Origin of the sequence: Priestia sp. RMT2NF4 (assembly GCF_047872835.1) — a bacterium.
GTDB lineage: Bacteria > Bacillota > Bacilli > Bacillales > Bacillaceae_H > Priestia > Priestia zanthoxyli.
This window is the reverse complement of record NZ_JBLQZO010000005.1, coordinates 88,672-110,026: the sequence shown is the minus strand read 5'-3', so window position 1 is coordinate 110,026 and position 21,355 is coordinate 88,672. Positions and strand designations below refer to the sequence as shown.

Genomic DNA, 21,355 nt, shown 5'->3' with positions numbered 1-21,355 from the left:
AAAGCTTAAGGCCTTGGCCTTAAGCTTTTTTTAGCATTACAATGTTTGAAGCGCTTCTTTTAAGTCATCATTAGATAACGTCCAGATTTCTTCATTATGAGACTTCAAAAACTCACGAAGCAAAGCCTTAGACTTGTTATCCATTTCTTCTACCATAATGCGTCGTTTTAAGGATTTATCCATTTTGTTTACATGTTCAGGAAGTGACTTATAGCCGCGGCGAATTTCACGATCAACGGTCATTTCACATGCTGTCATACCTGCGTAGTAAGGTCCTTCTTGCTTGCGATCAATCGTTACCCATACAAGCCAATATAACTTGCCGTTTGGCACCTCGTCTTTATTCGGTAAGAACTTAATTCCTTTTTCTACTACACTTCTGGCATGCATCGCACCAATATCGACAAATACTTCTTCATCGCTTGGGCAAACAAAAACCGGTGAAATGTTTTCTAAACTTAACGCTCCAACCCCGTAGCCGCCGTGGCCGTCGGTTGAATCGTCTTTTATGATATTAAATCCTATACTTTTCTTTTTTGGCTGAGTCATAGTAAGCCTCCTCTATTTAGTAAATCAGTGGTGCTAATATCTGCTGAAAGATATTCATCACAAACGTTGCTGCTCCGTTTAGAAGCGGCCAGATTACAATTCGATCCAGAGGTGTAATCACAAGAATCAAAAATACAAAAATACCCCAAGACTCATACTGCGTCATTTTGGCTCGCGTAGACGGCGGAACGAGATCTTCAATCACGCGGTAGCCGTCTAAAGGCGGAAAAGGCAACAAGTTAAATACACCTAGTGTTAGGTTTATTTGAATAAATAATGTAAAAAAACGATAAAGCGCATCGTTGTCCACTGCGGCATTGTTCATCAAATAGTAAATAAGCAAGCCGATAAATGCCAACAACAAGTTGCTAAACGGTCCCGCTATCGATACTAGAATACCAGCTAAACGAGGCTTTTTAAAGAAATAGCGATTAACAGGAACCGGCTTCGCCCATCCAAAACCTGCGATAATTAACAAAAGCGTTCCAAATGGATCTAAATGTGCCAGCGGAGAAAGCGTTAGCCTTCCTTGCTTTTTAGCCGTGTGGTCTCCAAATAAATAAGCTACATACGCATGTGCAAACTCATGCAGTGTGAATGCAACAATAAGGGTCATCACCACGTAAGGAAGGTCTTGCAATGAAAAAGCTAAAAAATGTTCCACTCTTTATCTCCTTTATTTTAAAATAATTTCTACACATCATATCTACTAAATAAACCGTTTGCTTACGAAGAAGGATACAAGACTTCTTGAATATGGCCTCAAAGGTCTCAAAAACCAGACATGGGCTCCCTATGGCCCCACCTGGTTTTTAGCATCGATGTTATGATAAAAAGTATACTACAGATTATGACCTGCATCACTACCTCATACTGTCATTTTATTCAGAAAACGGGTACACTAATCATATACTGACCAAAAAGGAGTGTACACATTATGCCAGTTGTAACTGTTAAGATGCTTGAGGGCCGTACAGATGATCAAAAAAGAGCTCTTGTTGAAAAAGTAACGGATGCTGTTGTAGAAACAACAGGTGCATCACCTGAAAAAGTATCCATTATCATCGAAGAAATGTCTAAAAACCATTACGCTGTAGCGGGCAAGCGCATGAGCGATCAATAACGCCTACATAAAAAAAATGCCATAGGAGTTGACCTATGGCATCTTTTTAATGTACAGACAGAGTTGCCTGAAGTTTTTCAATATATTCGTATGCTTCTGCAATGTCTTCTTCTGTATAGTTTTGCTTACGCTTTAACGTAAACACTTTTTCTTTTACTTCTTCTTTAGATAAGTTATCAAAATATAAAATCGTAGAGACGAGCTCCAAAAATTTAGAGCTTTGCTCGTTCATATCCTTCATACATTCCTGCAAGTGAGGAAGCTCTAAATCATAGTGACTTAAAAATCCTTCTCCCGCTTCTGTTAATACGTAACGATACTGCATATACCCGCCTTTTTTCTCTTTAATTTCACTTAAAAAGCCCAAGTTACACAGCTCCTCAATTCGAAGCGTTAATTCCTCAGAATAAGGTCCAAAAAAGTGAAAATTATACTTTTCATAAAAAGGAAACTTCAGTTTTTTTCCGATAAATATCATCTTTTGTAACTTTTTTCTGCCAACAACTTCTCCCGCCGCGGAAAATACTTTCACAATCTTTGCGTGATCGTTTAACACAGCCCCTTCAACTCCTATACTATTTAACTCTGATCTCCTTTTAGTAAGTTTATAATCTGATCTTTAACTTTTCGCTTAGACGACAATTGATCAATGAGATCTTGTGGAAAATATAATTTATGATCGGTTCTCTTTTTCCCTGAAATTGCTTCAACAATCTCCGACTGACGTGATAATTCACGCACTTCATTATTTGGCATCAACAGATGAATCGGCAAACGTTCTTCCTCTTCACCCGGTCGATAAAAATCGTATGGTAGGTCGCTTGAAGAATCGACGACTAAATAATAATCTGGGTTAATGCCCGCTTTTTTAAAAAGTGTTGTAAGCTCCATCCACATTTTCATTTGTGAATTTGGATTAAACTCAATGTATTTAAAAAGCTGACGATTCATAAATCTTCGGCATAGATCAGATAAAATTTCATCCTCTTCTTCTTCCCATGCTTGAAAATAAAATAAAATAACAGATTCATCTAATTTCAAATACTCTTTTAGCGATATTTCTTCTTCAAAAATCGAATAAAAATGAGTGGGCTCCTGCTTGAACTCATAGTAATGATGATGGAGCTCTTTCGCGCGATGTAAAATTTTTGTCAAAATAACTTCAGCACTTCTCGTAACAGGATGAAAATACACTTGCCAGTACATTTGGTAGCGGCTCATAATATAATCTTCAACCGCATGCATACCGCTGTGTTTAATCACGGCTTGGTCTTCCCGAGGACGCATAACACGAAGAATTCGTTCCATATCAAAGTGACCGTAGCTTACTCCTGTGTAATACGCATCACGCTGCAAATAATCCATGCGATCTGCATCAATTTGACTGGAAATTAAACTAACGACAAGCTTATTTTCATATGTTTTCGCGATTACTTCGGCCACTTTTTTAGGAAAATCCTTTCCCACTTTCGTCAACACTTGATTTACCTCCGTGTCACCTACGATAATGGCTTGTGTAAATTCTTCATGATCTAAGTGGAAAACCTTCTCAAATGAATGTGAAAACGGACCGTGACCTAAATCGTGCAGTAAAGCAGCACAAAGACAAAGAAGACGCTCATCTTCATTCCATTCAGGGCGTCCTTGAAAACCGTCGTCAATAATACGGCGCACAATTTCATAAACACCTAAGGAATGACTAAAACGGCTGTGTTCAGCCCCATGAAACGTTAAGTATGTCGTTCCTAGCTGTCTAATACGACGTAGCCTTTGAAATTCGGCTGTCCCAATTAGCTCCCAAATAACACGATCTCTTACATGGATATAGCGGTGAACAGGATCTTTAAATACTTTTTCTTCACTGAGTTTTTCATTAGGATATGTCATTTACATACCTCTCTATCTTCACTTTGTTGTTGCTATAATTTTTCGACACTCACTTCCTATTTTCCTATTCAGAATAAAAAATCACCTTGTCAAGCAACCAAGGTGATTTACCTAACAAACAAGGCGATTCTGTTTGTAAGAAGCTCGTTCGACAAATAAGTAGCAGAAAAGCAGCTATTTATTGTTTCACTATCTATTTTTTTACTTTTTTTTCAATCTTCTCGATTAATTCGTCCTCTGTTGGCGCTGCTACAGGACGGTTATTTACAAATGCAAATGACTTTTTACGTCCGGGCCCACAGTAAGACTGGCAACCGATTTGTACTTCAGCTTGTTCATCTATTTTTTTAAGTCGAGGTAACAACGTTTTGACGTTTGTTGCCTGACAATCATCACAAATTCTAAATTCATTTGCCATGTTGACACAATCCTTTCAAAATTGGTTCATCATTTTGTCTAAGGGGTATTTTACCCCTATTTGAAGTCCGATGCAAGTTAAAGAAGGAAGCAAAATCTATCATACTCCTAGAAGAAATGGTATAAAGTATGGATTTTTTGTACATGATGATACTACAAAACATGATTACTATGAGTCATGGAAAATAGAGGAGTGAACAAAGTGAAAGATAGACAAGATGCTTGGACAGAAGAAAACGACTTATTATTAGCTGAAACAGTATTGCGCCATGTCCGCGAAGGAAGTACGCAGTTGAATGCGTTTGAAGAAGTTGGAGATGAATTAAATCGAACTTCAGCAGCATGTGGATTCAGATGGAATGCTGTTGTACGCCATCAGTATGAAAAAGCACTGCAGCTAGCTAAAAAACAGCGAAAACAGCGTATGCGTGCACTTGGACAAGAGCAAGGCAAAAAGAAATTATTATATACGCCACCAGCATCTGTAGAGCATGTGGAACAAATGATGTCTGCGCCTACAGCAACATATAGCTTACCTGAAACACACGTAGAAAGAAGCAGCAGTGAGGAGCTTTCAATGGCTGATGTTATTCGCTTCTTGCAAACAATGCCAAATCAAGCGAGCAATTTACAAGCATTGCAAAGCGAAAACAAACGCTTGATGCAAGAAAATGCAGAGTTAGCTAAGAAAAACACAGAGTTGGAAAAACAAATTAAACATCTCGAAGCTAATGCTACTACTATTCAAGAAGACTATGAAACATTAATGCAAATCATGAACCGTGCGCGAAAGTTAGCTCTATTTGATGAAGAAGAGCGTTCTTCTACTACGTTTAAAATGGATCGTAACGGAAATCTTGAGAAAATGGCTGAATAAGCTACACGAACGAAGAAAGAGGGATGTCAAACTTGGCTCTGCTTTCTTCTTTTTCTATTTTACAGACAATGACCTGACGCCTTTATGCTATAATATGTTCGTTTACTGTTTATAAAGGGGTTTGAGATATGCAGCAGAATAGTTTGAAACTTTTAGCACAGCCCGCTTGGCGTATTATTGATCAATCCAGTCTAGGTCCTCATTTTGATGCCCGTCATTCTTTTGCCATCGATGACACGCTTTGTACAACCGTTGGAAGAGGTGAATCTCCAGCTGTCATGCGCTCATGGGTGCATCACGATACGATTGTATTAGGCATTCAAGATACAAAGCTCCCTCACCTGGCTGAAGGTGCAGCTTATTTACATGAACAAGGGTATAAAACAATCGTCCGCAATTCAGGCGGCCTCGCTGTCGTACTTGATCAAGATGTTCTAAACATTTCTTTAATTTTTCCAGATGCAGAAAAAGGAATTGATATTGATCGTGGCTATGAAGCCATGTTTGATTTGATTAAGGCCATGTTTGCATCTTACGGTACCGCAATTGAAGCGAAGGAAATCGTAGGATCCTATTGTCCCGGCAGCTTTGATTTGAGCATTCGCAATCAAAAATTTGCAGGCATTTCACAGCGACGCGTTCGCGGCGGTGTGGCCGTACAAATTTACTTATGCGTTAACGGAAGCGGCTCTAAACGCGCTTCTCTCATTCAAGAGTTTTACAAAAAAGGGCTCCAAAACACAGAAACTAAATTTTCATACCCAGATATCGAGCCTCATACAATGGCTTCTCTATCTGAACTATTACAGATTGATTTAACCGTTTCTGATGTCATGCTGCTTTTATTGCAAACACTGAATAGCATGAGCTCTTCTCTTGTAAATATGCCTTTAAATGCTACCGAACAAATGCTGTTTGAGACGCAGCTGCAGCGCATGTATGACCGCAATGAAAAAGCGTTGGGTTCATTAGCCGAATAAAAAAACTCCGCCCTAGGACGGAGTTTTTTTATTAAAGTGCTTGAGCAGCTGTGATTAAAGCAAGCTTGTACACATCTTCTTCGTTACAACCGCGAGATAGATCGTTTACCGGTTTGTTTAGACCTTGTAAGATTGGACCTACTGCTTCGAAGTTTCCTAAGCGCTGTGCAATTTTGTAACCAATGTTACCTGCTTCAAGGCTTGGGAATACAAATACGTTTGCATCTCCTTTGATCACTGAACCTGGTGCTTTCTTTTCAGCTACAGAAGGAACAAATGCTGCGTCGAATTGGAATTCGCCGTCTAATGTTACGCTTGGTGCTAATTCTTTTGCAATTTCTACTGCGTTTGCTACCTTTTCTGTTTCCGGAGATTTTGCTGATCCTTTTGTTGAGAAGCTTAGCATAGCAACACGAGGATCGATATCGAACATTTCAGCTGTACGAGCACTTTCGATAGCAATTTCAGCTAAATCTTGGCTGTCAGGTGAAATATTAATTGCACAGTCAGCAAATACGTATTTTTGATCGCCGCGAACCATGATAAATACGCCAGATGTTTTCTTAACACCTTGTCTTGTTTTGATAATTTGTAGAGCAGGTCGCACCGTGTCTGCTGTAGAATGAGCAGCTCCGCTTACAAGACCGTCAGCTTTGTTCATATGAACAAGCATTGTGCCAAAATAATTTTCATCTAATAAAATTTTGCGAGCATCTTCTTCTGTTGCTTTGCCTTTACGACGCTCAACAAATGCTGCCACCATTTCATCAAATTCAGAGTAGCTTTGAGGATCCAAAACCTCAACACCGTCTAATTTTACGTTTAATTCTGCTGCTTTTGATGCTACCGCGTCTTTATTTCCAACAACGATAGGCTTTAAGATATTGTCGGCAGCTAAACGAGAAACAGCACCTAATACGCGCTCATCTAATCCCTCTGGGAATACGATTGATACATCGCTAGCTGATACTTTTTGTTTTAAACCTGTAAATAAATCACTCAAAGTAAATCCTCCTCGATATGTAAAAAACTTTTCTCATAATAGGATACTCCACTTTTTTTAAAAATCAAAGGCATGTCCTTCAAGAATCCATGATTACGAAAAAGTCTTTTAATTCTTAATTTTCCGCTAACACTCAAAATAAAACCTGTTTTTACTTTGCAACAATTGTTTAAAGTTTAGTCACAAAATCACAGGTTTTTCATTCCAGTTCTTCGGACAAACTATGATATAGTAGAATTGGAATTTATCATAATCGGACAATAGGAGTGAAACGAAATGGCAGAAGCAGCACAAACATTAGACGGTTGGTATGCACTTCATGATTTCCGTTCAATCGATTGGGGCGCTTGGAAGCAGTTATCAAGCGACGATCGCCAAGCGGCCATCCATGAATTTTTAGGTTTGATTGAGAAATGGAAAGGAACTGAAGCTGAAAAGCAAGGCAGTCATGCTTTATATACCATTGTCGGCCAAAAAGCAGATTTTATGCTAATGCTTGTTCGTCCTACTATGGAAGAACTAAATGAAATTGAAACAGAATTTAACAAAACAAAGCTTGCTGAGTTTACCATTCCTACTTATTCATATGTATCAGTAGTTGAATTAAGCAACTACTTACCTGCTGGGGAGGATCCTTATGAAAATCCTCAAATCCAAGCTAGACTATATCCAACTTTACCAAAAGCTAGTCACGTTTGCTTTTATCCAATGGATAAACGTCGTCAAGGAAATGACAATTGGTACATGCTTCCTATGGAAGAACGACGCAGCTTAATGCGCAGCCACGGAATGATTGGACGTCAATACGCTGGAAAAGTAAAGCAAATCATTACGGGTTCTGTTGGGTTTGATGATTATGAGTGGGGCGTTACTCTTTTTGCAGATGACGTTCTTCAATTTAAAAAATTAGTATACGAAATGCGTTTTGACGAAGTAAGTGCTCGCTACGGGGAATTTGGCAGCTTCTTTGTCGGAAATTTATTAAAAGAAGAAGCTATTGCACGCTTTTTACACGTTTAAACTAAGCTGCAAAAGCGTTCATCTCTTTTATAAAATTTAGTATATAAAAAACCTGTTTCCACTTGGAAACAGGTTTTTTTATTTTCTACCCATGGCATATTCACATCTACAGGACCATATATATACAACAGTGTCACAAGTAAGCGAGGTGGGATAATGGCAGTCGTTGCACACAACGAAGAAGATGTTAAGCTCCTAGCCAGACTCATTCGAGCTGAAGCTGAAAGTGAAGGAAAACAAGGGATGTTACTGGTAGGAAATGTAGGCGTGAACCGCGCTAAAGCTCCCTGTTTGGATTTTAGAAATATAAGAACCATTCGTCAGATGGTATTTCAAAACCCAGGCGGATTTGAAGCAACTCAAAAAGGCTACTTTTATCAGCGTGCCCGCCAGTCTGAAATTACACTTGCACGACGTGTATTAAGAGGGGAACGTTTTAACCCCGCGGAAAACTCACTGTGGTTTTTCAAGCCCAGCGGCGACTGTCCTGCTCAATGGTATAACCAAAATAACACAGGACGATTTAAATCTCACTGTTTCTTTGCACCAACTCAAGCTGATTGTCCAGGAGTTTACTAATTTCTTTTTGTTTGAAGGAGGTTCCTATGAAAAAACCAAAGTCTAATCAACCGCAACAGCAATATATGCAAAATCCGTATATGAGTCCAAACTACCCTTATTATATGCCTCAGCCGCAGCAGCCGCAGCAGCCCCAGCCAGGCGGCCAGCCGCAGGTTCAAGGGCAAAGCCAAGGAGGGCCACCCCCTACCTCTTCTGGAGGCAGTGGTGCCCCACAAGATCCAAATCAACTGCCTATTGAAGAATCATATATTGAAAATATTTTACGTTTAAATCGAGGAAAAATAGCGACTGTATATATGACGTTTGAAAATAATACGCAGTGGAACGCGAAGGTCTTTAGAGGTATTATTGAAGCGGCCGGACGCGATCATATCATTTTAAGCGATCCACAGACTGGAACGCGCTATGTACTGCTTATGGTTTATCTTGATTACATTACCTTCGATGAAGAAATTAAATACAATTATCCATTTGGCGGTGGAGGCCAACAGTTGAGCAATTATTCTCCGCGTTAAAAAAACCCCTTTTCAGGGGTTTTTTTATAGCCATTTTACAGCTGCAACAACAATTAAAATCCAAGCCACAATAAAAGCAACTCCACCTAGGGGAGTAATCGCGCCAAGAACTTTAATACCGGACGTACTTAATACATAGAGACTGCCTGAAAACAGCACAATCCCTGCAAACATAATCCAGCCTGAAGCTGTTAACAAAGAAGACTGAGGAAATTTGCTTAATAAAAACGCAATAACGAACAGCCCCATTGCATGGAACATTTGGTACTGCACTCCTGTTTTCCATACCTCTAAATACTTCTCTGAGATTTTCCCTTCTAACCCGTGTGCTCCAAAGGCACCAAGAGCAACCGCTAACATCGCATTGATTGCACCGATTATTAAAAATAGTTTCATGTTTCTCTCCTCACTTTAGAAATCAAACAAACTATCGCCGTTTGCATCATCTGATTTCAATTTCGTTCCTTCAAAATTAGGTTTGGATGACTGAATAATCTGTTGCTGCATAATCTCAGGCGATTGCATAATTTCCGGTGAAGACATGACAACAGGTTTTGAAACCGAGACAGGTTTCGATGCTGAAACCTCTTCATTTTGATCTAATGCAAGCTCACACAGTGCTTTGATAGCAACCAATTGATCTCGAACGTTCCCACTATTCGAATGGTGCTTCGCTTTTTGTACTTCTGCACTAATTTTATCAAGGAGCTGCGCCATTTTTATATCCATGTAGACACCTCATCTTACATTCAATATGACTTTATACAGCTATTTTATCAAAAGATGAAATAGGAGGCTATGTCTGAAGCTAATCTTCATGAAATGCTCACTTTTACACATCATCAATTTGCCAATCGATGGATTGACGTCCGTGTTGGAGCAAAAACTCATTTGCTCGTTGAAAATGATTATTGCCAAAAAAGCCTCGATTAGCTGAAAATGGGCTAGGATGCGGGCTTTCCAAAATTAAATGGTGTGAATGATGAATGAGCTCTTTTTTAGCTTGTGCATGTTTGCCCCACAGCAAAAACACGACCGGCTCCTCTTTTTGTGCCACTAATTCAATAATGCGGTCCGTCAGCTGTTCCCATCCTTTTCCTTTGTGAGAATTCGCTTCCCCTCTTCTAACCGTCAAAACAGTGTTAAGCAAAAGAACACCTTGTTCTGCCCATTTGACTAAATAACCGTTATTCGGAATGTGATAGTCCATTTCATTTTTCAGCTCTTTGTAAATATTCACTAAAGAAGGCGGTGTTTTGACTCCTGGTTGAACAGAGAAGCTCAGTCCATGCGCTTGATTTGGTCCATGATAAGGATCTTGTCCCAATATGACAACTTTTACATTTTTATAATCCGTATAGTGTAAAGCGTTAAAAATATCATATTTATCAGGATAAATGGTGTGGTGATTATATTCATCCACTAAAAATTCTCGAAGCTGTATGTAATAGTCTTTTTGAAATTCTTCTTCTAATAAAGGAGCCCAGTCATTTTTTAAAATACTCATTGCTTATCACCTCATAATAATCTTTTTTGTTATTTTATCGTAAACTCTGCCGCCTGCTCAAACGTTGCCTGCTTTAAATACGCTGAGAGCCTGGGCATATTTTAATATTGTCATGTTCAATGAAACTTTGTATACACTTATAAAGAGTGTATTTTTATATTAAAGGAGGGATTCCATATGATCATCAGCAATCCCCACCAAATAGACGTAACCTACAGCCTGGGTGTTACACCCGTTGAACCAATGATACCAAGAAAATACACCGTTTTCCCAGGTCAACACACTTCTGTTCCTTCCATTCAAATCGGCATTGAATTTGCCTACGATCATATGCAAAAAGAGCGGAACGAATATTTAGCATCCTTCGTCTTCGATAAAGGTTTTTATTCCCTTACTGTGTATTATTACATCGGTGCGCATACATCAACAGATGAAACCATTACACGCTACCTTCACTTTTTAGAACAGCTCCCTGTTATTCTATCGTCTATCTATCACGCTGATGCTTCCTTTTTCGAAAAACATCCACTTTTAATGCACTGTCCTATTTTTATCATTGCCGATAGCCCTGAGCTGCCATTTTCAACAAAAAAATCTATCGGTTCCCTGTATCAATATAAATAAATGAGAAAAGCTACTGTTAAAATAACGGTAGCTTTTTCTCCGTATTCGAAACAAAATACTTTTAAACTTGTTAAAAACATGGAATAATAACTACAAATTGTTTTAATCTATTTGCGTTAACCCTTTAAAATCGTTACAATTTATTAGTAGTTCTATACATAAAGGAAAAGGTAAACAAGCAATCATTCGTTTGTTTATAAAGGCCGAGTTTAACGGGCAATGAATCCCCAGATTTCATTTAAGTGTTGTCTGTTAAAGCGGAAAAAAATTGAACGTAACTACGACAAAGTGAGGTCCTAGAAGTAATGACAAATGTACAACCAAAATCCATTATCGTAATTTTTGGCGCTACAGGTGATTTAGCAAAACGTAAGTTATTCCCCTCTATTTTCCGCTTATATAAAGCGAACAAACTATCGGAAGATTTCGCTGTTGTTGGTGTCGCAAGAAGACCTTGGACTAATGACGAATTACGCGAAAATGTAAAAAAATCAGTGAGCAGTTTCAAAAACAGTGACGCTGACATTGAAAAGTTTGCTTCACATTTTTATTACCAACCGTTTGACGTAACAGATGTCGCTTCTTATCAAGAATTAAAAAGCCTAACAGAAAGCCTTGATGAGCAATACAACGTGCCTGGAAATCGTATTTTCTATCTAGCAATGGCACCTGAATTTTTCGGAACGATTGCTTCGAATTTAAAAAATGAAGGTTTAACACAAACAGAAGGCTGGAGCCGCCTAGTCATTGAAAAGCCGTTTGGCCATGATTATCCTTCTGCTAAAGAATTAAATGAACAAATTCGCCATGCATTTAAGGAAGATCAAATTTATCGTATCGACCACTATCTCGGTAAAGAAATGGTGCAAAATATCGAAGTTATCCGTTTTGCAAATGCTCTATTTGAACCGATGTGGAACAACCAATACATTTCAAACATCCAAATTACGTCTAGTGAGACGCTTGGTGTAGAAGACCGTGGCCGTTACTATGAATCTTCAGGTGCCCTTCGAGATATGGTACAAAACCATATGCTTCAAATGGTGGCCCTACTTGCAATGGAACCGCCGATTAAATTAACACCGGAAGAAATTCGCAGTGAAAAAGTAAAAGTATTGCGTGCTCTTCGCTCTTTATCAGTGGATGAAGTAGATGATTATTTTGTACGAGGTCAATACGGCAAAGGTGTACTTGAAGGAGAAGAAGTTATCGGCTATCGCGAAGGAAACTCGGTTGATCCTGAGTCTAATACCGCTACATTTGTATCTGGTAAGCTTATGATTGATAACTTCAGATGGGCTGGCGTACCGATTTATATCCGTACAGGTAAACGCATGAAAGAAAAAGCAACGACAATTGTTGTACAGTTCAAAGACTTACCAATGAACCTGTACTTCAATAAAGATAAAGAAATTCATCCAAACTTGCTTGTCATTCATATCCAACCGGAAGAAGGCATTACGCTTCACTTGAACGCGCGTAAAACGCCAGGTGCCACATCATCCACACCGATTAACTTGAACTATTGCAATAACTGTGGAGATAAAATGAATACACCGGAAGCTTATGAACGCCTTATTTATGATTGCATGCTTGGAGATGCAACGAACTTTACTCACTGGGATGAAGTAGCCCTTTCTTGGAAATTTGTTGATACTATCTCAGAAGCATGGGAAAGCACAAAAGCACAAAACTTCCCGAACTACGAATCAGGTTCAATGGGACCAAAAGAATCAGACGCATTGCTTGCTGAAGACGGTTTCCACTGGTGGCCAGTCGGAGAAGACAACTTCTCACCTAAAGAGTAAATAAAAAAAGCAGCTGTAGTATACAGCTGCTTTTCTTGTTTTTTATTTTAACCACTCAGTATGGAATACGCCCTCTTTATCAACACGTTGATATGTGTGAGCTCCGAAGTAGTCACGTTGCGCTTGTAAAAGGTTCGCTGGTAGCGTTTCTGTACGGTAGCTGTCATAGTAAGCTAATGCACTTGAGAAACTTGGTACAGGAATACCTTGTTTAACCGCAATTGAAATAACTTCACGAAGAGCCGACTGATAGCCTTCTACGATATCCTTGAAGTATGGGTCTAACAATAAGTTTGTTAGATCTGCATCGCGATCGTAAGCTTCTTTAATTTTTTGTAAGAATTGTGCACGGATGATACAACCACCGCGGAAGATCATTGCAATATCACCGTACTGTAAATTCCAGTCATATTCTTCAGAAGCTGCTTTCATTTGAGCAAACCCTTGCGCATATGAACAAATTTTACTCATGTACAATGCTTTACGAATTGCTTCTACTAATTCGGTTTTATCGCCTTCAAATGCAGCTGCATTTGGACCGCTCAATACTTTGCTTGCTTTTACACGTTCTTCTTTCATAGCTGAAATAAAGCGTGCAAATACAGATTCCGTAATGATTGGTAGTGGTACACCTAAATCAAGCGCACTTTGGCTTGTCCATTTACCTGTACCTTTTTGACCTGCAGTATCTAAAATAACGTCTACAAGTGCTTTACCTGTTTCTTCATCTTTTTTCGTAAAGATATCAGCTGTGATTTCAATTAAGTAGCTATCTAGCTCGCCTTTATTCCATTCAGCAAATACTTCATGTAATTCATCTGTTTCTAAGCCTAATACGTTTTTCATGATGAAGTATGCTTCACAAATTAACTGCATATCGCCATACTCGATGCCGTTATGAACCATTTTTACGTAGTGACCTGCACCATTTGGTCCAATGTATGTGCAGCAATCATCGCCTTCAACTTTCGCTGAAATAGCTGTTAAGATTGGTTTTACAAGTTCATATGCTTCTTTTTGTCCGCCAGGCATGATTGAAGGTCCTTTTAATGCGCCTTCTTCTCCGCCGGATACGCCTGTACCGATGAAATGGATACCTAATTCTTCTAGCTCTTTGTTACGACGAATTGTATCCTGGAAGAATGTATTTCCGCCATCGATTAAAATGTCGCCTTTTTCTAAGTATGGTTTTAACGAATCAATTGTTGCATCTGTAGCAGCACCAGCTTTAACCATTAATAAAATTTTACGCGGTTTTTCAAGAGAATTAATAAACTCTTCCACACTGTATGTACCTGCAAAATTTTTACCTTCTGCTTCTGTTTTTAGGAACTCTTCTGTCTTTTCAGGAGAGCGGTTATAAACTGAAACAGAATAGCCTCTGCTCTCAATGTTTAGCGCCAAGTTTTTCCCCATAACCGCTAAACCGATAACACCGATTTGTTGTTTTGCCATGTTAAATTCTTCCCTTCATGTGTAATATGAATTGGTCAACCTAATCGTAACTGAACATATCATAAAGAAAGTTACGGATTCAAGTTTGATATAACCATAATCATACGTTTTATTATACACATTTGAAAAGAATCATGCTCACCGAACATTGATTATTTTGAAGAAAATTTCGATAAAATAAGTGAAATGAACGCAGTTACTAATCATCCGTACATTCTTAACTACCTTTAGACGCATTTTAACATTTTCTTAAACAATTACTTTTGTTAAAATATTAAGCAGTTAATCATTTCAATGAATTGATGATCAACACGGTTGTTACCGTTTTACTATATTTACTGCAGCTAAAAAAGCTGCACTAGTACTTATTTTGTTTTACGAAGAGGGATTTTATATATGACAAAACCAATCAAAGATCCGTTCAAAGAAAATTTTGATACGCTTGAAGAATTTGCAGATCGCATTAGCGAGGTATTGAACTGCCCTATTACGATTGAAGATGCTAATCATCGCTTACTAGCTTACAGCACCCATGATGAAAGAACGGACCAAGCGCGTATTGCTACGATTATTGGAAGAAGAGTTCCGGAAAAAGTCATTAACAACTTATGGAAAGAAGGCATTATTCCGAAACTGCTTGAGACAAATGAACCTGTGCGTGTGAAAAATATAAATGAAATCGGGCTTGGAGATCGTATAGCTATTTCTATCTGGAAAAATGAAGAAGTTCTAGGATTCATTTGGGCTGTGGAAATTGAGAAAGCCTTAGGCGATGAAGAAGTGGAGCTATTAAAAAAAGCTGCGAATGTATTAAAAAACAAATTGCTGCAGCTTCAAATTCGAAAATACAAACGAGAGGAGCGCTCACAGGAATTTTTCTGGAAATTATTAACTGGCCACATTAAGTCTCGCCAAGAAATTTCAGAAGCGTTTTATGAAGCTCAAATTACGGCTCCATCAGCGTTTTCCATTGCTATCTTCCGCTTCCAAGAAGATATTACGCCTGAAGCTGAACGCCAAATTTCGTATATGTTGAAAACAATGCACCGCTTAAAAATCGTTCTTTATACGATTGATTGCAATGATTTAATCTTACTGCTTTCTTTGGATGCGGTTGAAAATCCTCTTGATGAACAGCGAGATTTTGTAGACTATTTTAGAGGAAACATGCATGAACGCTTTGATGTTACTCAAATTAAAGCCAGCTGCAGCAGTATTTATTCATCGCACGATCATATCGAAAAAAGCTATAAAGAAGCTTTGGACGTATTAGATATGAAAAGTAAGTTTCCAGAAGAAACAAAAGAGATTATTAACTATCAAGAATTAGGTATTTATCAATTTCTAGATGTTATTTTAGACAAGCGCGTTCAAGATCAATTTGAAAACCATTCTTTAAAGAAGCTAACTGATTATGACCTTCGTCATAACAGTAACTTGGTGGAGACTCTTGAAGTATTTTTAAATAATGATAACAATATTAATGAAGCAGCCAAAGAATTAAATGTGCATATGAATACACTTAGCTATCGATTAAAGCGAATTTCAGAGATTGGTGATATCAACTTAAAGGATGTTAATCAAAAAATGACTCTTTATATTGATATTAAGTTAATGAAATATAAAAAATAACAGATAATGTTATATCTTTTAACAGAAAGCTATTTATTTATTTTCCGATAAATAAATAGCTCTTTTTTTATGTTTTCTTCCCTTAACAATGTTAGATAACCTGACATAAAAATTAAAAATTCTGATAAGTAAGCGGTTACATTTGTGTGTTTAAACAAAAACCGCTTCTTCAATTCTTCTTTCTAGACAAAGAAATTTCACAAAACTTTCTTTATACTAAAGATACACAAACGACCAAGGGGGAAATTAATCATGATTATTGGCGTACCAAAAGAAATCAAAAACAACGAAAACCGAGTAGCGATTACACCAGCAGGCGTAGCATCATTTGTTGGTACAGGTCATCGTGTATTAATTGAAAATGAAGCGGGTATTGGAAGTAACTTCACAAACGAAGATTATGTAAAAGCCGGAGCTGAAATTGTTGAGACAGCAGCTGACGTGTGGGCACAAGCTGAAATGGTCATGAAAGTAAAAGAACCATTAGCAAGTGAATACGGCTATTTTAGACCAGGTCTTATCTTATTCACTTACCTTCACTTAGCAGCTGAACCAGCACTGGCAAAAGCATTAAAAGATAGCGGTGTAACGGCTATTGCTTATGAAACAGTGGCAGTCAATCGTACATTGCCTCTATTAACACCTATGAGCGAAGTAGCAGGACGTATGGCTGCTCAAATTGGTGCACAATTCCTTCAAAAATCAAACGGGGGAAAAGGAATTTTATTAGCGGGTGTTCCTGGAGTTAGCCGCGGAAAAGTAACGATTATTGGAGGCGGCGGTGTTGGTACAAATGCTGCAAAAATCGCAATCGGCCTCGGTGCTGATGTAACAATTATTGATTTAAGTCCTGAACGCCTACGTCAATTAGACGATATCTTTGGCAACCAAATCAATACGCTAGTGTCAAATCCTTATAACATTGCGGATGCAGTAGCAGAGTCAGATTTAGTGATTGGTGCAGTATTAATCCCAGGTGCAAAAGCTCCAAAACTAGTAACAGAAGAAATGGTGAAAACCATGAAGCCAGGTTCTGTTATTGTTGACGTAGCAATCGACCAAGGTGGTATCGTTGAAACAATTGACCACATTACAACACACGATCAGCCTACTTATGAAAAGCACGGTGTTGTACACTATGCAGTTGCGAACATGCCAGGAGCAGTTCCACGCACATCAACGATTGCTTTAACAAATGTAACGGTACCTTACGCACTTCAAATTGCTTCTAAAGGTGTTCACAAAGCAATCGCTCAAAACGAAGCGTTAAAATTAGGAGTGAACGTTGCAAACGGAGCTATTACGTACGAAGCAGTTGCACATGATTTAGGTTATGATTATGTATCAGTAGACGTAGCTCTTGAAAAAGAATTAGCTTCTATTTAATAGATAGTAAAAAACGTCCTTAACCCTCTGTTAAGGGCGTTTTTATTTTGAATAAACAGCAATTAGCTGTAAAAAACACGACTATTTAAAGCTTTGTGTATCTGTTCACCGGTAATCTCCGGTACCATTGGCCAGAATTCAGGAGTAGGAAACATAAGGTTGCTAGGCGTTCTATTATGATTACCATCTAATTCATGAAATGGTTCAGGATCATCTGTCTCGTTAAACCGATTCGTAATAAACATAAAGTGACCTAATTCATGTGCAAGAAGATACTCATCTGTACTTGCATTTGTCATAATCACAAGTGGAAAAGAGTTATAAGTTACAGCAAGAGTCGATGAATAGTCAAAATTAACAGGCCCAAATCTATTTCCATTCATATAAAATACGTATACATCAGCGTCTTGACAAACTTTTCGGCCAGTTTCAAGCATTGCTTGTACCATTGTAAGATGACTAGCTCCTCTAATTGGAAAATTTTCCGCATTACTTACAATGCCACTGATGTTTTCCAAAAAAACAAATGAACGTGTAATAGTAAATGTAACCCCCTGGATTAATTGGTTTTTCTCATATTGTTTCCATATCCTATTAGCAGCCGCTATGTCTCTTTTTACACGGTTGGGAACTGTAGACGGATTATCTTTAGAATTTCGATCAACTTTAGCTCCTGGTAATACGATTATACAAACATTTAAAGTACCTGTCTTAACAGTTTTGAAGTTATCGCTCATTAAATTCGATTTCATATAACAGTCTTTGTGATTTCTCTTTTGAAGTTGTGATTGATTAGAAGAATCCGGGGCATCTTTATAACTGTCATGATTATAATGTTTTTTTATGTGAATCACCCTTTCTTAAGTTTCTATTCATTTTATTCATTAAGAAAAAGAGTGCTTGTACAATAAGGTAAAAAGCCTTTTAATAAGAGGTTTTTTAGCATCCGATTACTTGTGAAGGTAGTTACTCTTAAGTTTATGTAAAGTAAATGTTCAAACCACCTTATATCTCATTCGCTAACGTTCATTTAACTCATGCTTCACAGTCAGTCATGATAATTCTAAATTACACGTAGGATTCATACAGTTTTTAGAAATTGAATATCTACATTAAAAGCGATAAAATAGAAGAAAAAGTGAATGGAAGAAATTTATCTAAAACACATTGGGCAACTAAAAGCCGCCCGGTAGAAATTTTACTCTATTTTCTCTATGAACTTAAAATACGGGAGGATTTTTTATGACAATGAATAAAGCATTAACCATTGCTGGTTCTGATAGCAGCGGCGGAGCTGGCATTCAAGCGGATTTAAAAACATTCCAAGAACTTGGTGTTTACGGAATGACAGCTTTAACAACAATTGTAACAATGGATCCCGATAACAGCTGGTCTCATAACGTATTTCCACAACAAGCTTCCACTGTTGAACAGCAGCTGAAAACAATTGTAAAAGGCGTAGGCGTACAAGCTCTAAAAACGGGTATGCTTGGCTCAGTGGAAATTATTGAACTAGCGGCAAAAACAATTGAAGAATACGATTTAAAAAATGTTGTAGTAGATCCTGTGATGGTATGTAAAGGAGAAGACGAAGCGCTTCATCCGGAAACAACTGTCAGCTTGCGTGATGTACTAGTTCCAAAAGCAACAGTCGTAACGCCTAACTTATTTGAAGCTAGTCAATTAAGCGGACTTGGCCCTATCAAAACGGTTGATCAAATGAAAGAAGCAGCCGTGAAAATTTCTGAACTTGGTGCCAAATATGTATTGATTAAAGGTGGAAGTAAATTAGCACACGAAAAAGCAATCGATTTGCTTTATGATGGAAAGACATTTGAGATCTTAGAGTCTGAACGTATTGAAACGACATTTACACATGGTGCTGGATGCACATACTCAGCTGCGATTGCTGCTGAATTGGCAAAAGGCAGTGACGTCAAACAAGCTATTTATACAGCAAAAGAGTTTATTACAGAAGCAATTCGCCATTCATTTGCTTTAAATCAATATGTCGGACCAACAAATCACGGTGCATACCGTCGTAACAAAGAAAAAGTAACAAACTAAAAGCATGCCTAAAGGCATGCTTTTCTATTTTGCTTATTGTTTGACTGTTTCAAGCGCATTTAAGATAGCTTGAGCTACGCCGTGCTCGTCATTTGTTCCTGTTACGATATGGGCAAACTCTTTAATTTCTTGAGGGGCATTTCCCATCGCTACGGCACGTCCAACTCGCTGAAACATCGATACGTCGTTATAATTGTCTCCAATAGCCATCGTTTCTTCTAAAGAAATATGGCGTTCTTGAACAAATGATGTAACCGCAATTCCTTTTTGAGCATTTTCATCATTTATTTCAATATTTTCTTTACCAGATGCACTGACTGCAATAGAATCTAACTTCACAAGTTCTACTTTTGCCTGCTCTAACTTTTCTTCATCAAAAGAGAAAGCAAGCAGCTTATAAATGTCCTTGTTTGGATCTTGAAACAGCGCTTCATACTCTTCAATAAGCTTTACTCTGCCGCTATTGAAACGCTCTTTTGCCGCTTCTAACGATTTTTCATAATTATCTTTTAAGCTAGCACTTAAATAAATATCCATTAATACGGACAAAGCTTTTTCATAGTCATTTGAATACGTACCTTCACTTGTATAGACTTCAAAGTACAGCTGAAACTTCTTAAAAATATCTTCTACTTCACGAATAGCTTCCATCGTCATGCCTACTGAATATTGTTTTTCCCCTTGTGGATTGCGAAGCTCTGCTCCGTTTGCACAAATTAAATATGTATGAAGTCCTGCTTCTTCTAAAACATAACGCGCTTCTTCATAAGAACGTCCCGTAGCAACAACAACTTCCACCCCTGCCTTTTGAGCTGTCTTAATCGCTTGGGCATTTTCTTTACTTACAACTTGTTCACTATTTACTAGCGTTCCATCCATATCGATCGCAATACATTTAATCATGATGTACCCCTTCCTATGTATCTTTGCTCTCTTATTTTATTCTAGCATATGTTTTTTAGCGCTTTGCTACTTGCATGTAAAAGATTTACTAATTTTTTGTATACGCGCTGTTATAATCTGTTCCTTTTCTTGCTTTTTCGAAAACCTCTTTGATCGTCTTTACATGCAAATCAGCTGTTGAATATACGCGAAAATTCACATCCTCTTCCCTCAGATGCTTACCAACGCCGATAGAAACCATATCTGTTTGATTAATAGCTTTTATACCTGCCTCTCCATCTTCTATTGCCACACATGCATCGGGTTTTACTTTTAATTGATCGGCAGCTGTCAAAAATATTTCTGGATCTGGTTTTCCCTTCTTGATTTTCCTCACATCCACAATACAATCAAAAAAAGAGCGTATTCCTAGCGCATCTATTACAGTATTTGCATTCGAACTAGAAGAAGCAATTCCCATTTTAATGCCTTGTTTTTTACAATCTTCTAACAACATTTTAATGCCTGGAAGTAAATGATCTTCTGTCATTTCTCTTATTAAAGCCTGATAATGCTTATTCTTTTCATAAGCAAGCTCTTCTTTTTGTTCCACTGTCAGGTGTACATTGCCTTGCGCAGCAATGAGCTCTACAGTTCTCATCCGGCTGATTCCCTGCAGCTGTTGATTTAGTTCTTCAGAAAACGAAACGTTAAGTTGATCTGCTACTTTTTTATTTGCTCTATAATATAAATGTATTGTATCTGCAATAACACCGTCTAAATCAAAAATAATCGCTTGTAGCTCTTCTTTTTTCATATTATCCTCCTCTGTACCTATCTTTATGCCATTACTTAAATGCTTTTATTACATCCCACCATGTTAAAATACCGTTGATATTGTTCACTTTATCATAAAAATTTTTTCATCATTTATAATTTATGAATAAATTTTTCAAAAAAAGAGAAATTACAGTATTGCATTATGAAAGCCCTTTTATTACAATAGGTTTATGCAAACGGTTGCACTGTCTTAAAAATATA

General features: G+C 37.8%; 24 protein-coding genes. 11 read left to right on the top strand and 13 right to left on the bottom strand.

The window, feature by feature from the left end; genetic code table 11:
* Window positions 1–36: 36 nt before the first annotated feature.
* Window positions 37–549 carry a YwhD family protein gene (locus ACMX9J_RS19990; protein ID WP_416226117.1) on the bottom strand — a complete coding sequence of 171 codons (513 nt, stop codon included), beginning with the start codon at window positions 547–549 and terminating at the stop codon, window positions 37–39.
* A gap of 16 nt (window positions 550–565) precedes the next feature.
* Window positions 566–1,213: a site-2 protease family protein gene (locus ACMX9J_RS19985; RefSeq protein ID WP_028411960.1), complete on the bottom strand. Its 648-nt coding sequence runs from the start codon at window positions 1,211–1,213 to the stop codon at window positions 566–568.
* 273 nt (window positions 1,214–1,486) lie between these two features.
* Here ACMX9J_RS19985 and ACMX9J_RS19980 point away from each other — a divergent pair, with 273 nt between their 5' ends.
* Window positions 1,487–1,672 carry a 2-hydroxymuconate tautomerase gene (locus tag ACMX9J_RS19980; protein WP_013085497.1) on the top strand — a complete coding sequence of 62 codons (186 nt, stop codon included), beginning with the start codon at window positions 1,487–1,489 and terminating at the stop codon, window positions 1,670–1,672.
* 46 nt (window positions 1,673–1,718) lie between these two features.
* Here the strand turns inward: ACMX9J_RS19980 and ACMX9J_RS19975 are convergent, their stop codons facing one another.
* From ACMX9J_RS19975 to ACMX9J_RS19965, 3 genes are all read right to left on the bottom strand, one after another.
* Window positions 1,719–2,228 (bottom strand): YwgA family protein, encoded by a 510-nt coding sequence (locus ACMX9J_RS19975; RefSeq protein WP_033580386.1) that lies wholly within the window; start codon window positions 2,226–2,228, stop codon window positions 1,719–1,721.
* Between the two features lie 23 nt (window positions 2,229–2,251).
* The gene (locus tag ACMX9J_RS19970) at window positions 2,252–3,559 is read right to left on the bottom strand and encodes an HD domain-containing protein (RefSeq protein ID WP_013059849.1); all 1,308 of its coding nucleotides are present in this window, start codon (window positions 3,557–3,559) and stop codon (window positions 2,252–2,254) included.
* A gap of 193 nt (window positions 3,560–3,752) precedes the next feature.
* Window positions 3,753–3,977: a DUF1450 domain-containing protein gene (locus tag ACMX9J_RS19965; protein WP_013059850.1), complete on the bottom strand. Its 225-nt coding sequence runs from the start codon at window positions 3,975–3,977 to the stop codon at window positions 3,753–3,755.
* A gap of 201 nt (window positions 3,978–4,178) precedes the next feature.
* On the opposite strand from ACMX9J_RS19965, the gene ACMX9J_RS19960 reads away from it, so the two are divergent.
* A complete protein-coding gene (locus tag ACMX9J_RS19960) occupies window positions 4,179–4,853 on the top strand; it encodes an RsfA family transcriptional regulator (protein ID WP_033580385.1) in 675 nt (224 codons plus the stop codon).
* Between the two features lie 128 nt (window positions 4,854–4,981).
* Entirely contained in the window at window positions 4,982–5,833 is an 852-nt protein-coding gene (locus ACMX9J_RS19955; protein ID WP_028411958.1) for a lipoate--protein ligase family protein, read from the top strand.
* 31 nt (window positions 5,834–5,864) lie between these two features.
* Here the strand turns inward: ACMX9J_RS19955 and pta are convergent, their stop codons facing one another.
* Entirely contained in the window at window positions 5,865–6,836 is a 972-nt protein-coding gene (gene pta / locus ACMX9J_RS19950) for a phosphate acetyltransferase (RefSeq protein WP_013059853.1), read from the bottom strand.
* Window positions 6,837–7,112: 276 nt separating this feature from the next.
* On the opposite strand from pta, the gene hemQ reads away from it, so the two are divergent.
* The 3 genes from hemQ to gerQ all read left to right on the top strand — a co-directional run bounded on the left by hemQ (window position 7,113) and on the right by gerQ (window position 8,953).
* The gene (gene hemQ, locus ACMX9J_RS19945) at window positions 7,113–7,856 is read left to right on the top strand and encodes a hydrogen peroxide-dependent heme synthase (protein WP_013059854.1); all 744 of its coding nucleotides are present in this window, start codon (window positions 7,113–7,115) and stop codon (window positions 7,854–7,856) included.
* A 156-nt stretch (window positions 7,857–8,012) separates the two neighbouring features.
* A complete protein-coding gene (locus ACMX9J_RS19940; RefSeq protein ID WP_016765947.1) occupies window positions 8,013–8,435 on the top strand; it encodes a cell wall hydrolase in 423 nt (140 codons plus the stop codon).
* A 26-nt stretch (window positions 8,436–8,461) separates the two neighbouring features.
* Complete coding sequence (gerQ, locus tag ACMX9J_RS19935) at window positions 8,462–8,953, top strand: spore coat protein GerQ (protein ID WP_416226116.1); 492 nt, start codon at window positions 8,462–8,464, stop codon at window positions 8,951–8,953.
* 24 nt (window positions 8,954–8,977) lie between these two features.
* Here the strand turns inward: gerQ and ACMX9J_RS19930 are convergent, their stop codons facing one another.
* From ACMX9J_RS19930 to ACMX9J_RS19920, 3 genes are all read right to left on the bottom strand, one after another.
* A complete protein-coding gene (locus tag ACMX9J_RS19930; protein WP_013059856.1) occupies window positions 8,978–9,349 on the bottom strand; it encodes a DUF423 domain-containing protein in 372 nt (123 codons plus the stop codon).
* A gap of 15 nt (window positions 9,350–9,364) precedes the next feature.
* Complete coding sequence (locus ACMX9J_RS19925; RefSeq protein WP_028411956.1) at window positions 9,365–9,682, bottom strand: YwdI family protein; 318 nt, start codon at window positions 9,680–9,682, stop codon at window positions 9,365–9,367.
* Between the two features lie 103 nt (window positions 9,683–9,785).
* Window positions 9,786–10,460, bottom strand: coding sequence for a uracil-DNA glycosylase (locus tag ACMX9J_RS19920; RefSeq protein WP_028411955.1), 675 nt, complete (start codon window positions 10,458–10,460; stop codon window positions 9,786–9,788).
* A 177-nt stretch (window positions 10,461–10,637) separates the two neighbouring features.
* Here ACMX9J_RS19920 and ACMX9J_RS19915 point away from each other — a divergent pair, with 177 nt between their 5' ends.
* Together ACMX9J_RS19915 and zwf are read left to right on the top strand one after the other, a co-directional pair.
* Window positions 10,638–11,084 carry a staygreen family protein gene (locus ACMX9J_RS19915; protein ID WP_013085507.1) on the top strand — a complete coding sequence of 149 codons (447 nt, stop codon included), beginning with the start codon at window positions 10,638–10,640 and terminating at the stop codon, window positions 11,082–11,084.
* A 305-nt stretch (window positions 11,085–11,389) separates the two neighbouring features.
* The gene (gene zwf, locus ACMX9J_RS19910) at window positions 11,390–12,892 is read left to right on the top strand and encodes a glucose-6-phosphate dehydrogenase (protein WP_013085508.1); all 1,503 of its coding nucleotides are present in this window, start codon (window positions 11,390–11,392) and stop codon (window positions 12,890–12,892) included.
* A gap of 42 nt (window positions 12,893–12,934) precedes the next feature.
* On the opposite strand, the gene gndA is transcribed toward zwf, so the two are convergent.
* On the bottom strand, window positions 12,935–14,347 hold the full coding sequence (gene gndA, locus ACMX9J_RS19905; RefSeq protein ID WP_013059861.1) for an NADP-dependent phosphogluconate dehydrogenase: 1,413 nt from the start codon (window positions 14,345–14,347) through the stop codon (window positions 12,935–12,937).
* A 396-nt stretch (window positions 14,348–14,743) separates the two neighbouring features.
* On the opposite strand from gndA, the gene ACMX9J_RS19900 reads away from it, so the two are divergent.
* The gene (locus tag ACMX9J_RS19900; protein ID WP_416226115.1) at window positions 14,744–15,979 is read left to right on the top strand and encodes a PucR family transcriptional regulator; all 1,236 of its coding nucleotides are present in this window, start codon (window positions 14,744–14,746) and stop codon (window positions 15,977–15,979) included.
* Between the two features lie 252 nt (window positions 15,980–16,231).
* Window positions 16,232–17,365, top strand: a complete 1,134-nt coding sequence (ald, locus tag ACMX9J_RS19895; protein ID WP_013059863.1) for an alanine dehydrogenase — start codon at window positions 16,232–16,234, stop codon at window positions 17,363–17,365.
* Window positions 17,366–17,427: 62 nt separating this feature from the next.
* Here the strand turns inward: ald and ACMX9J_RS19890 are convergent, their stop codons facing one another.
* Window positions 17,428–17,814, bottom strand: coding sequence for a hypothetical protein (locus ACMX9J_RS19890; RefSeq protein ID WP_224980621.1), 387 nt, complete (start codon window positions 17,812–17,814; stop codon window positions 17,428–17,430).
* A gap of 793 nt (window positions 17,815–18,607) precedes the next feature.
* On the opposite strand from ACMX9J_RS19890, the gene pdxK reads away from it, so the two are divergent.
* Window positions 18,608–19,432 (top strand): pyridoxine/pyridoxal/pyridoxamine kinase, encoded by an 825-nt coding sequence (pdxK, locus tag ACMX9J_RS19885; protein WP_047749570.1) that lies wholly within the window; start codon window positions 18,608–18,610, stop codon window positions 19,430–19,432.
* A gap of 33 nt (window positions 19,433–19,465) precedes the next feature.
* Here pdxK and ACMX9J_RS19880 read toward each other — a convergent pair whose 3' ends face one another.
* Both ACMX9J_RS19880 and pgmB read right to left on the bottom strand, forming a co-directional pair.
* Window positions 19,466–20,335 carry a Cof-type HAD-IIB family hydrolase gene (locus ACMX9J_RS19880; protein ID WP_033580381.1) on the bottom strand — a complete coding sequence of 290 codons (870 nt, stop codon included), beginning with the start codon at window positions 20,333–20,335 and terminating at the stop codon, window positions 19,466–19,468.
* An 88-nt stretch (window positions 20,336–20,423) separates the two neighbouring features.
* The gene (pgmB, locus tag ACMX9J_RS19875) at window positions 20,424–21,131 is read right to left on the bottom strand and encodes a beta-phosphoglucomutase (RefSeq protein WP_028411951.1); all 708 of its coding nucleotides are present in this window, start codon (window positions 21,129–21,131) and stop codon (window positions 20,424–20,426) included.
* Between the last annotated feature and the right edge of the window lie 224 nt (window positions 21,132–21,355).

Bases quoted from the DNA above. Each gene is read 5' to 3' on its own strand.
- ald (WP_013059863.1), top strand. From the start codon at position 16,232: ATGATTATTGGCGTACCAAAAGAAATCAAAAACAACGAAAACCGAGTA.
- pgmB (WP_028411951.1), bottom strand. From the start codon at position 21,131: ATGAAAAAAGAAGAGCTACAAGCGATTATTTTTGATTTAGACGGTGTT.
- hemQ (WP_013059854.1), top strand. From the start codon at position 7,113: ATGGCAGAAGCAGCACAAACATTAGACGGTTGGTATGCACTTCATGAT.
- ACMX9J_RS19880 (WP_033580381.1), bottom strand. From the start codon at position 20,335: ATGATTAAATGTATTGCGATCGATATGGATGGAACGCTAGTAAATAGT.
- ACMX9J_RS19920 (WP_028411955.1), bottom strand. From the start codon at position 10,460: ATGAGTATTTTAAAAAATGACTGGGCTCCTTTATTAGAAGAAGAATTT.
- ACMX9J_RS19930 (WP_013059856.1), bottom strand. From the start codon at position 9,349: ATGAAACTATTTTTAATAATCGGTGCAATCAATGCGATGTTAGCGGTT.
- ACMX9J_RS19925 (WP_028411956.1), bottom strand. From the start codon at position 9,682: ATGGATATAAAAATGGCGCAGCTCCTTGATAAAATTAGTGCAGAAGTA.
- zwf (WP_013085508.1), top strand. From the start codon at position 11,390: ATGACAAATGTACAACCAAAATCCATTATCGTAATTTTTGGCGCTACA.
- ACMX9J_RS19900 (WP_416226115.1), top strand. From the start codon at position 14,744: ATGACAAAACCAATCAAAGATCCGTTCAAAGAAAATTTTGATACGCTT.
- ACMX9J_RS19890 (WP_224980621.1), bottom strand. From the start codon at position 17,814: ATGGTACAAGCAATGCTTGAAACTGGCCGAAAAGTTTGTCAAGACGCT.
- ACMX9J_RS19990 (WP_416226117.1), bottom strand. From the start codon at position 549: ATGACTCAGCCAAAAAAGAAAAGTATAGGATTTAATATCATAAAAGAC.
- ACMX9J_RS19970 (WP_013059849.1), bottom strand. From the start codon at position 3,559: ATGACATATCCTAATGAAAAACTCAGTGAAGAAAAAGTATTTAAAGAT.
- ACMX9J_RS19915 (WP_013085507.1), top strand. From the start codon at position 10,638: ATGATCATCAGCAATCCCCACCAAATAGACGTAACCTACAGCCTGGGT.
- ACMX9J_RS19940 (WP_016765947.1), top strand. From the start codon at position 8,013: ATGGCAGTCGTTGCACACAACGAAGAAGATGTTAAGCTCCTAGCCAGA.
- pdxK (WP_047749570.1), top strand. From the start codon at position 18,608: ATGACAATGAATAAAGCATTAACCATTGCTGGTTCTGATAGCAGCGGC.
- ACMX9J_RS19980 (WP_013085497.1), top strand. From the start codon at position 1,487: ATGCCAGTTGTAACTGTTAAGATGCTTGAGGGCCGTACAGATGATCAA.
- gerQ (WP_416226116.1), top strand. From the start codon at position 8,462: ATGAAAAAACCAAAGTCTAATCAACCGCAACAGCAATATATGCAAAAT.
- ACMX9J_RS19955 (WP_028411958.1), top strand. From the start codon at position 4,982: ATGCAGCAGAATAGTTTGAAACTTTTAGCACAGCCCGCTTGGCGTATT.
- ACMX9J_RS19965 (WP_013059850.1), bottom strand. From the start codon at position 3,977: ATGGCAAATGAATTTAGAATTTGTGATGATTGTCAGGCAACAAACGTC.
- gndA (WP_013059861.1), bottom strand. From the start codon at position 14,347: ATGGCAAAACAACAAATCGGTGTTATCGGTTTAGCGGTTATGGGGAAA.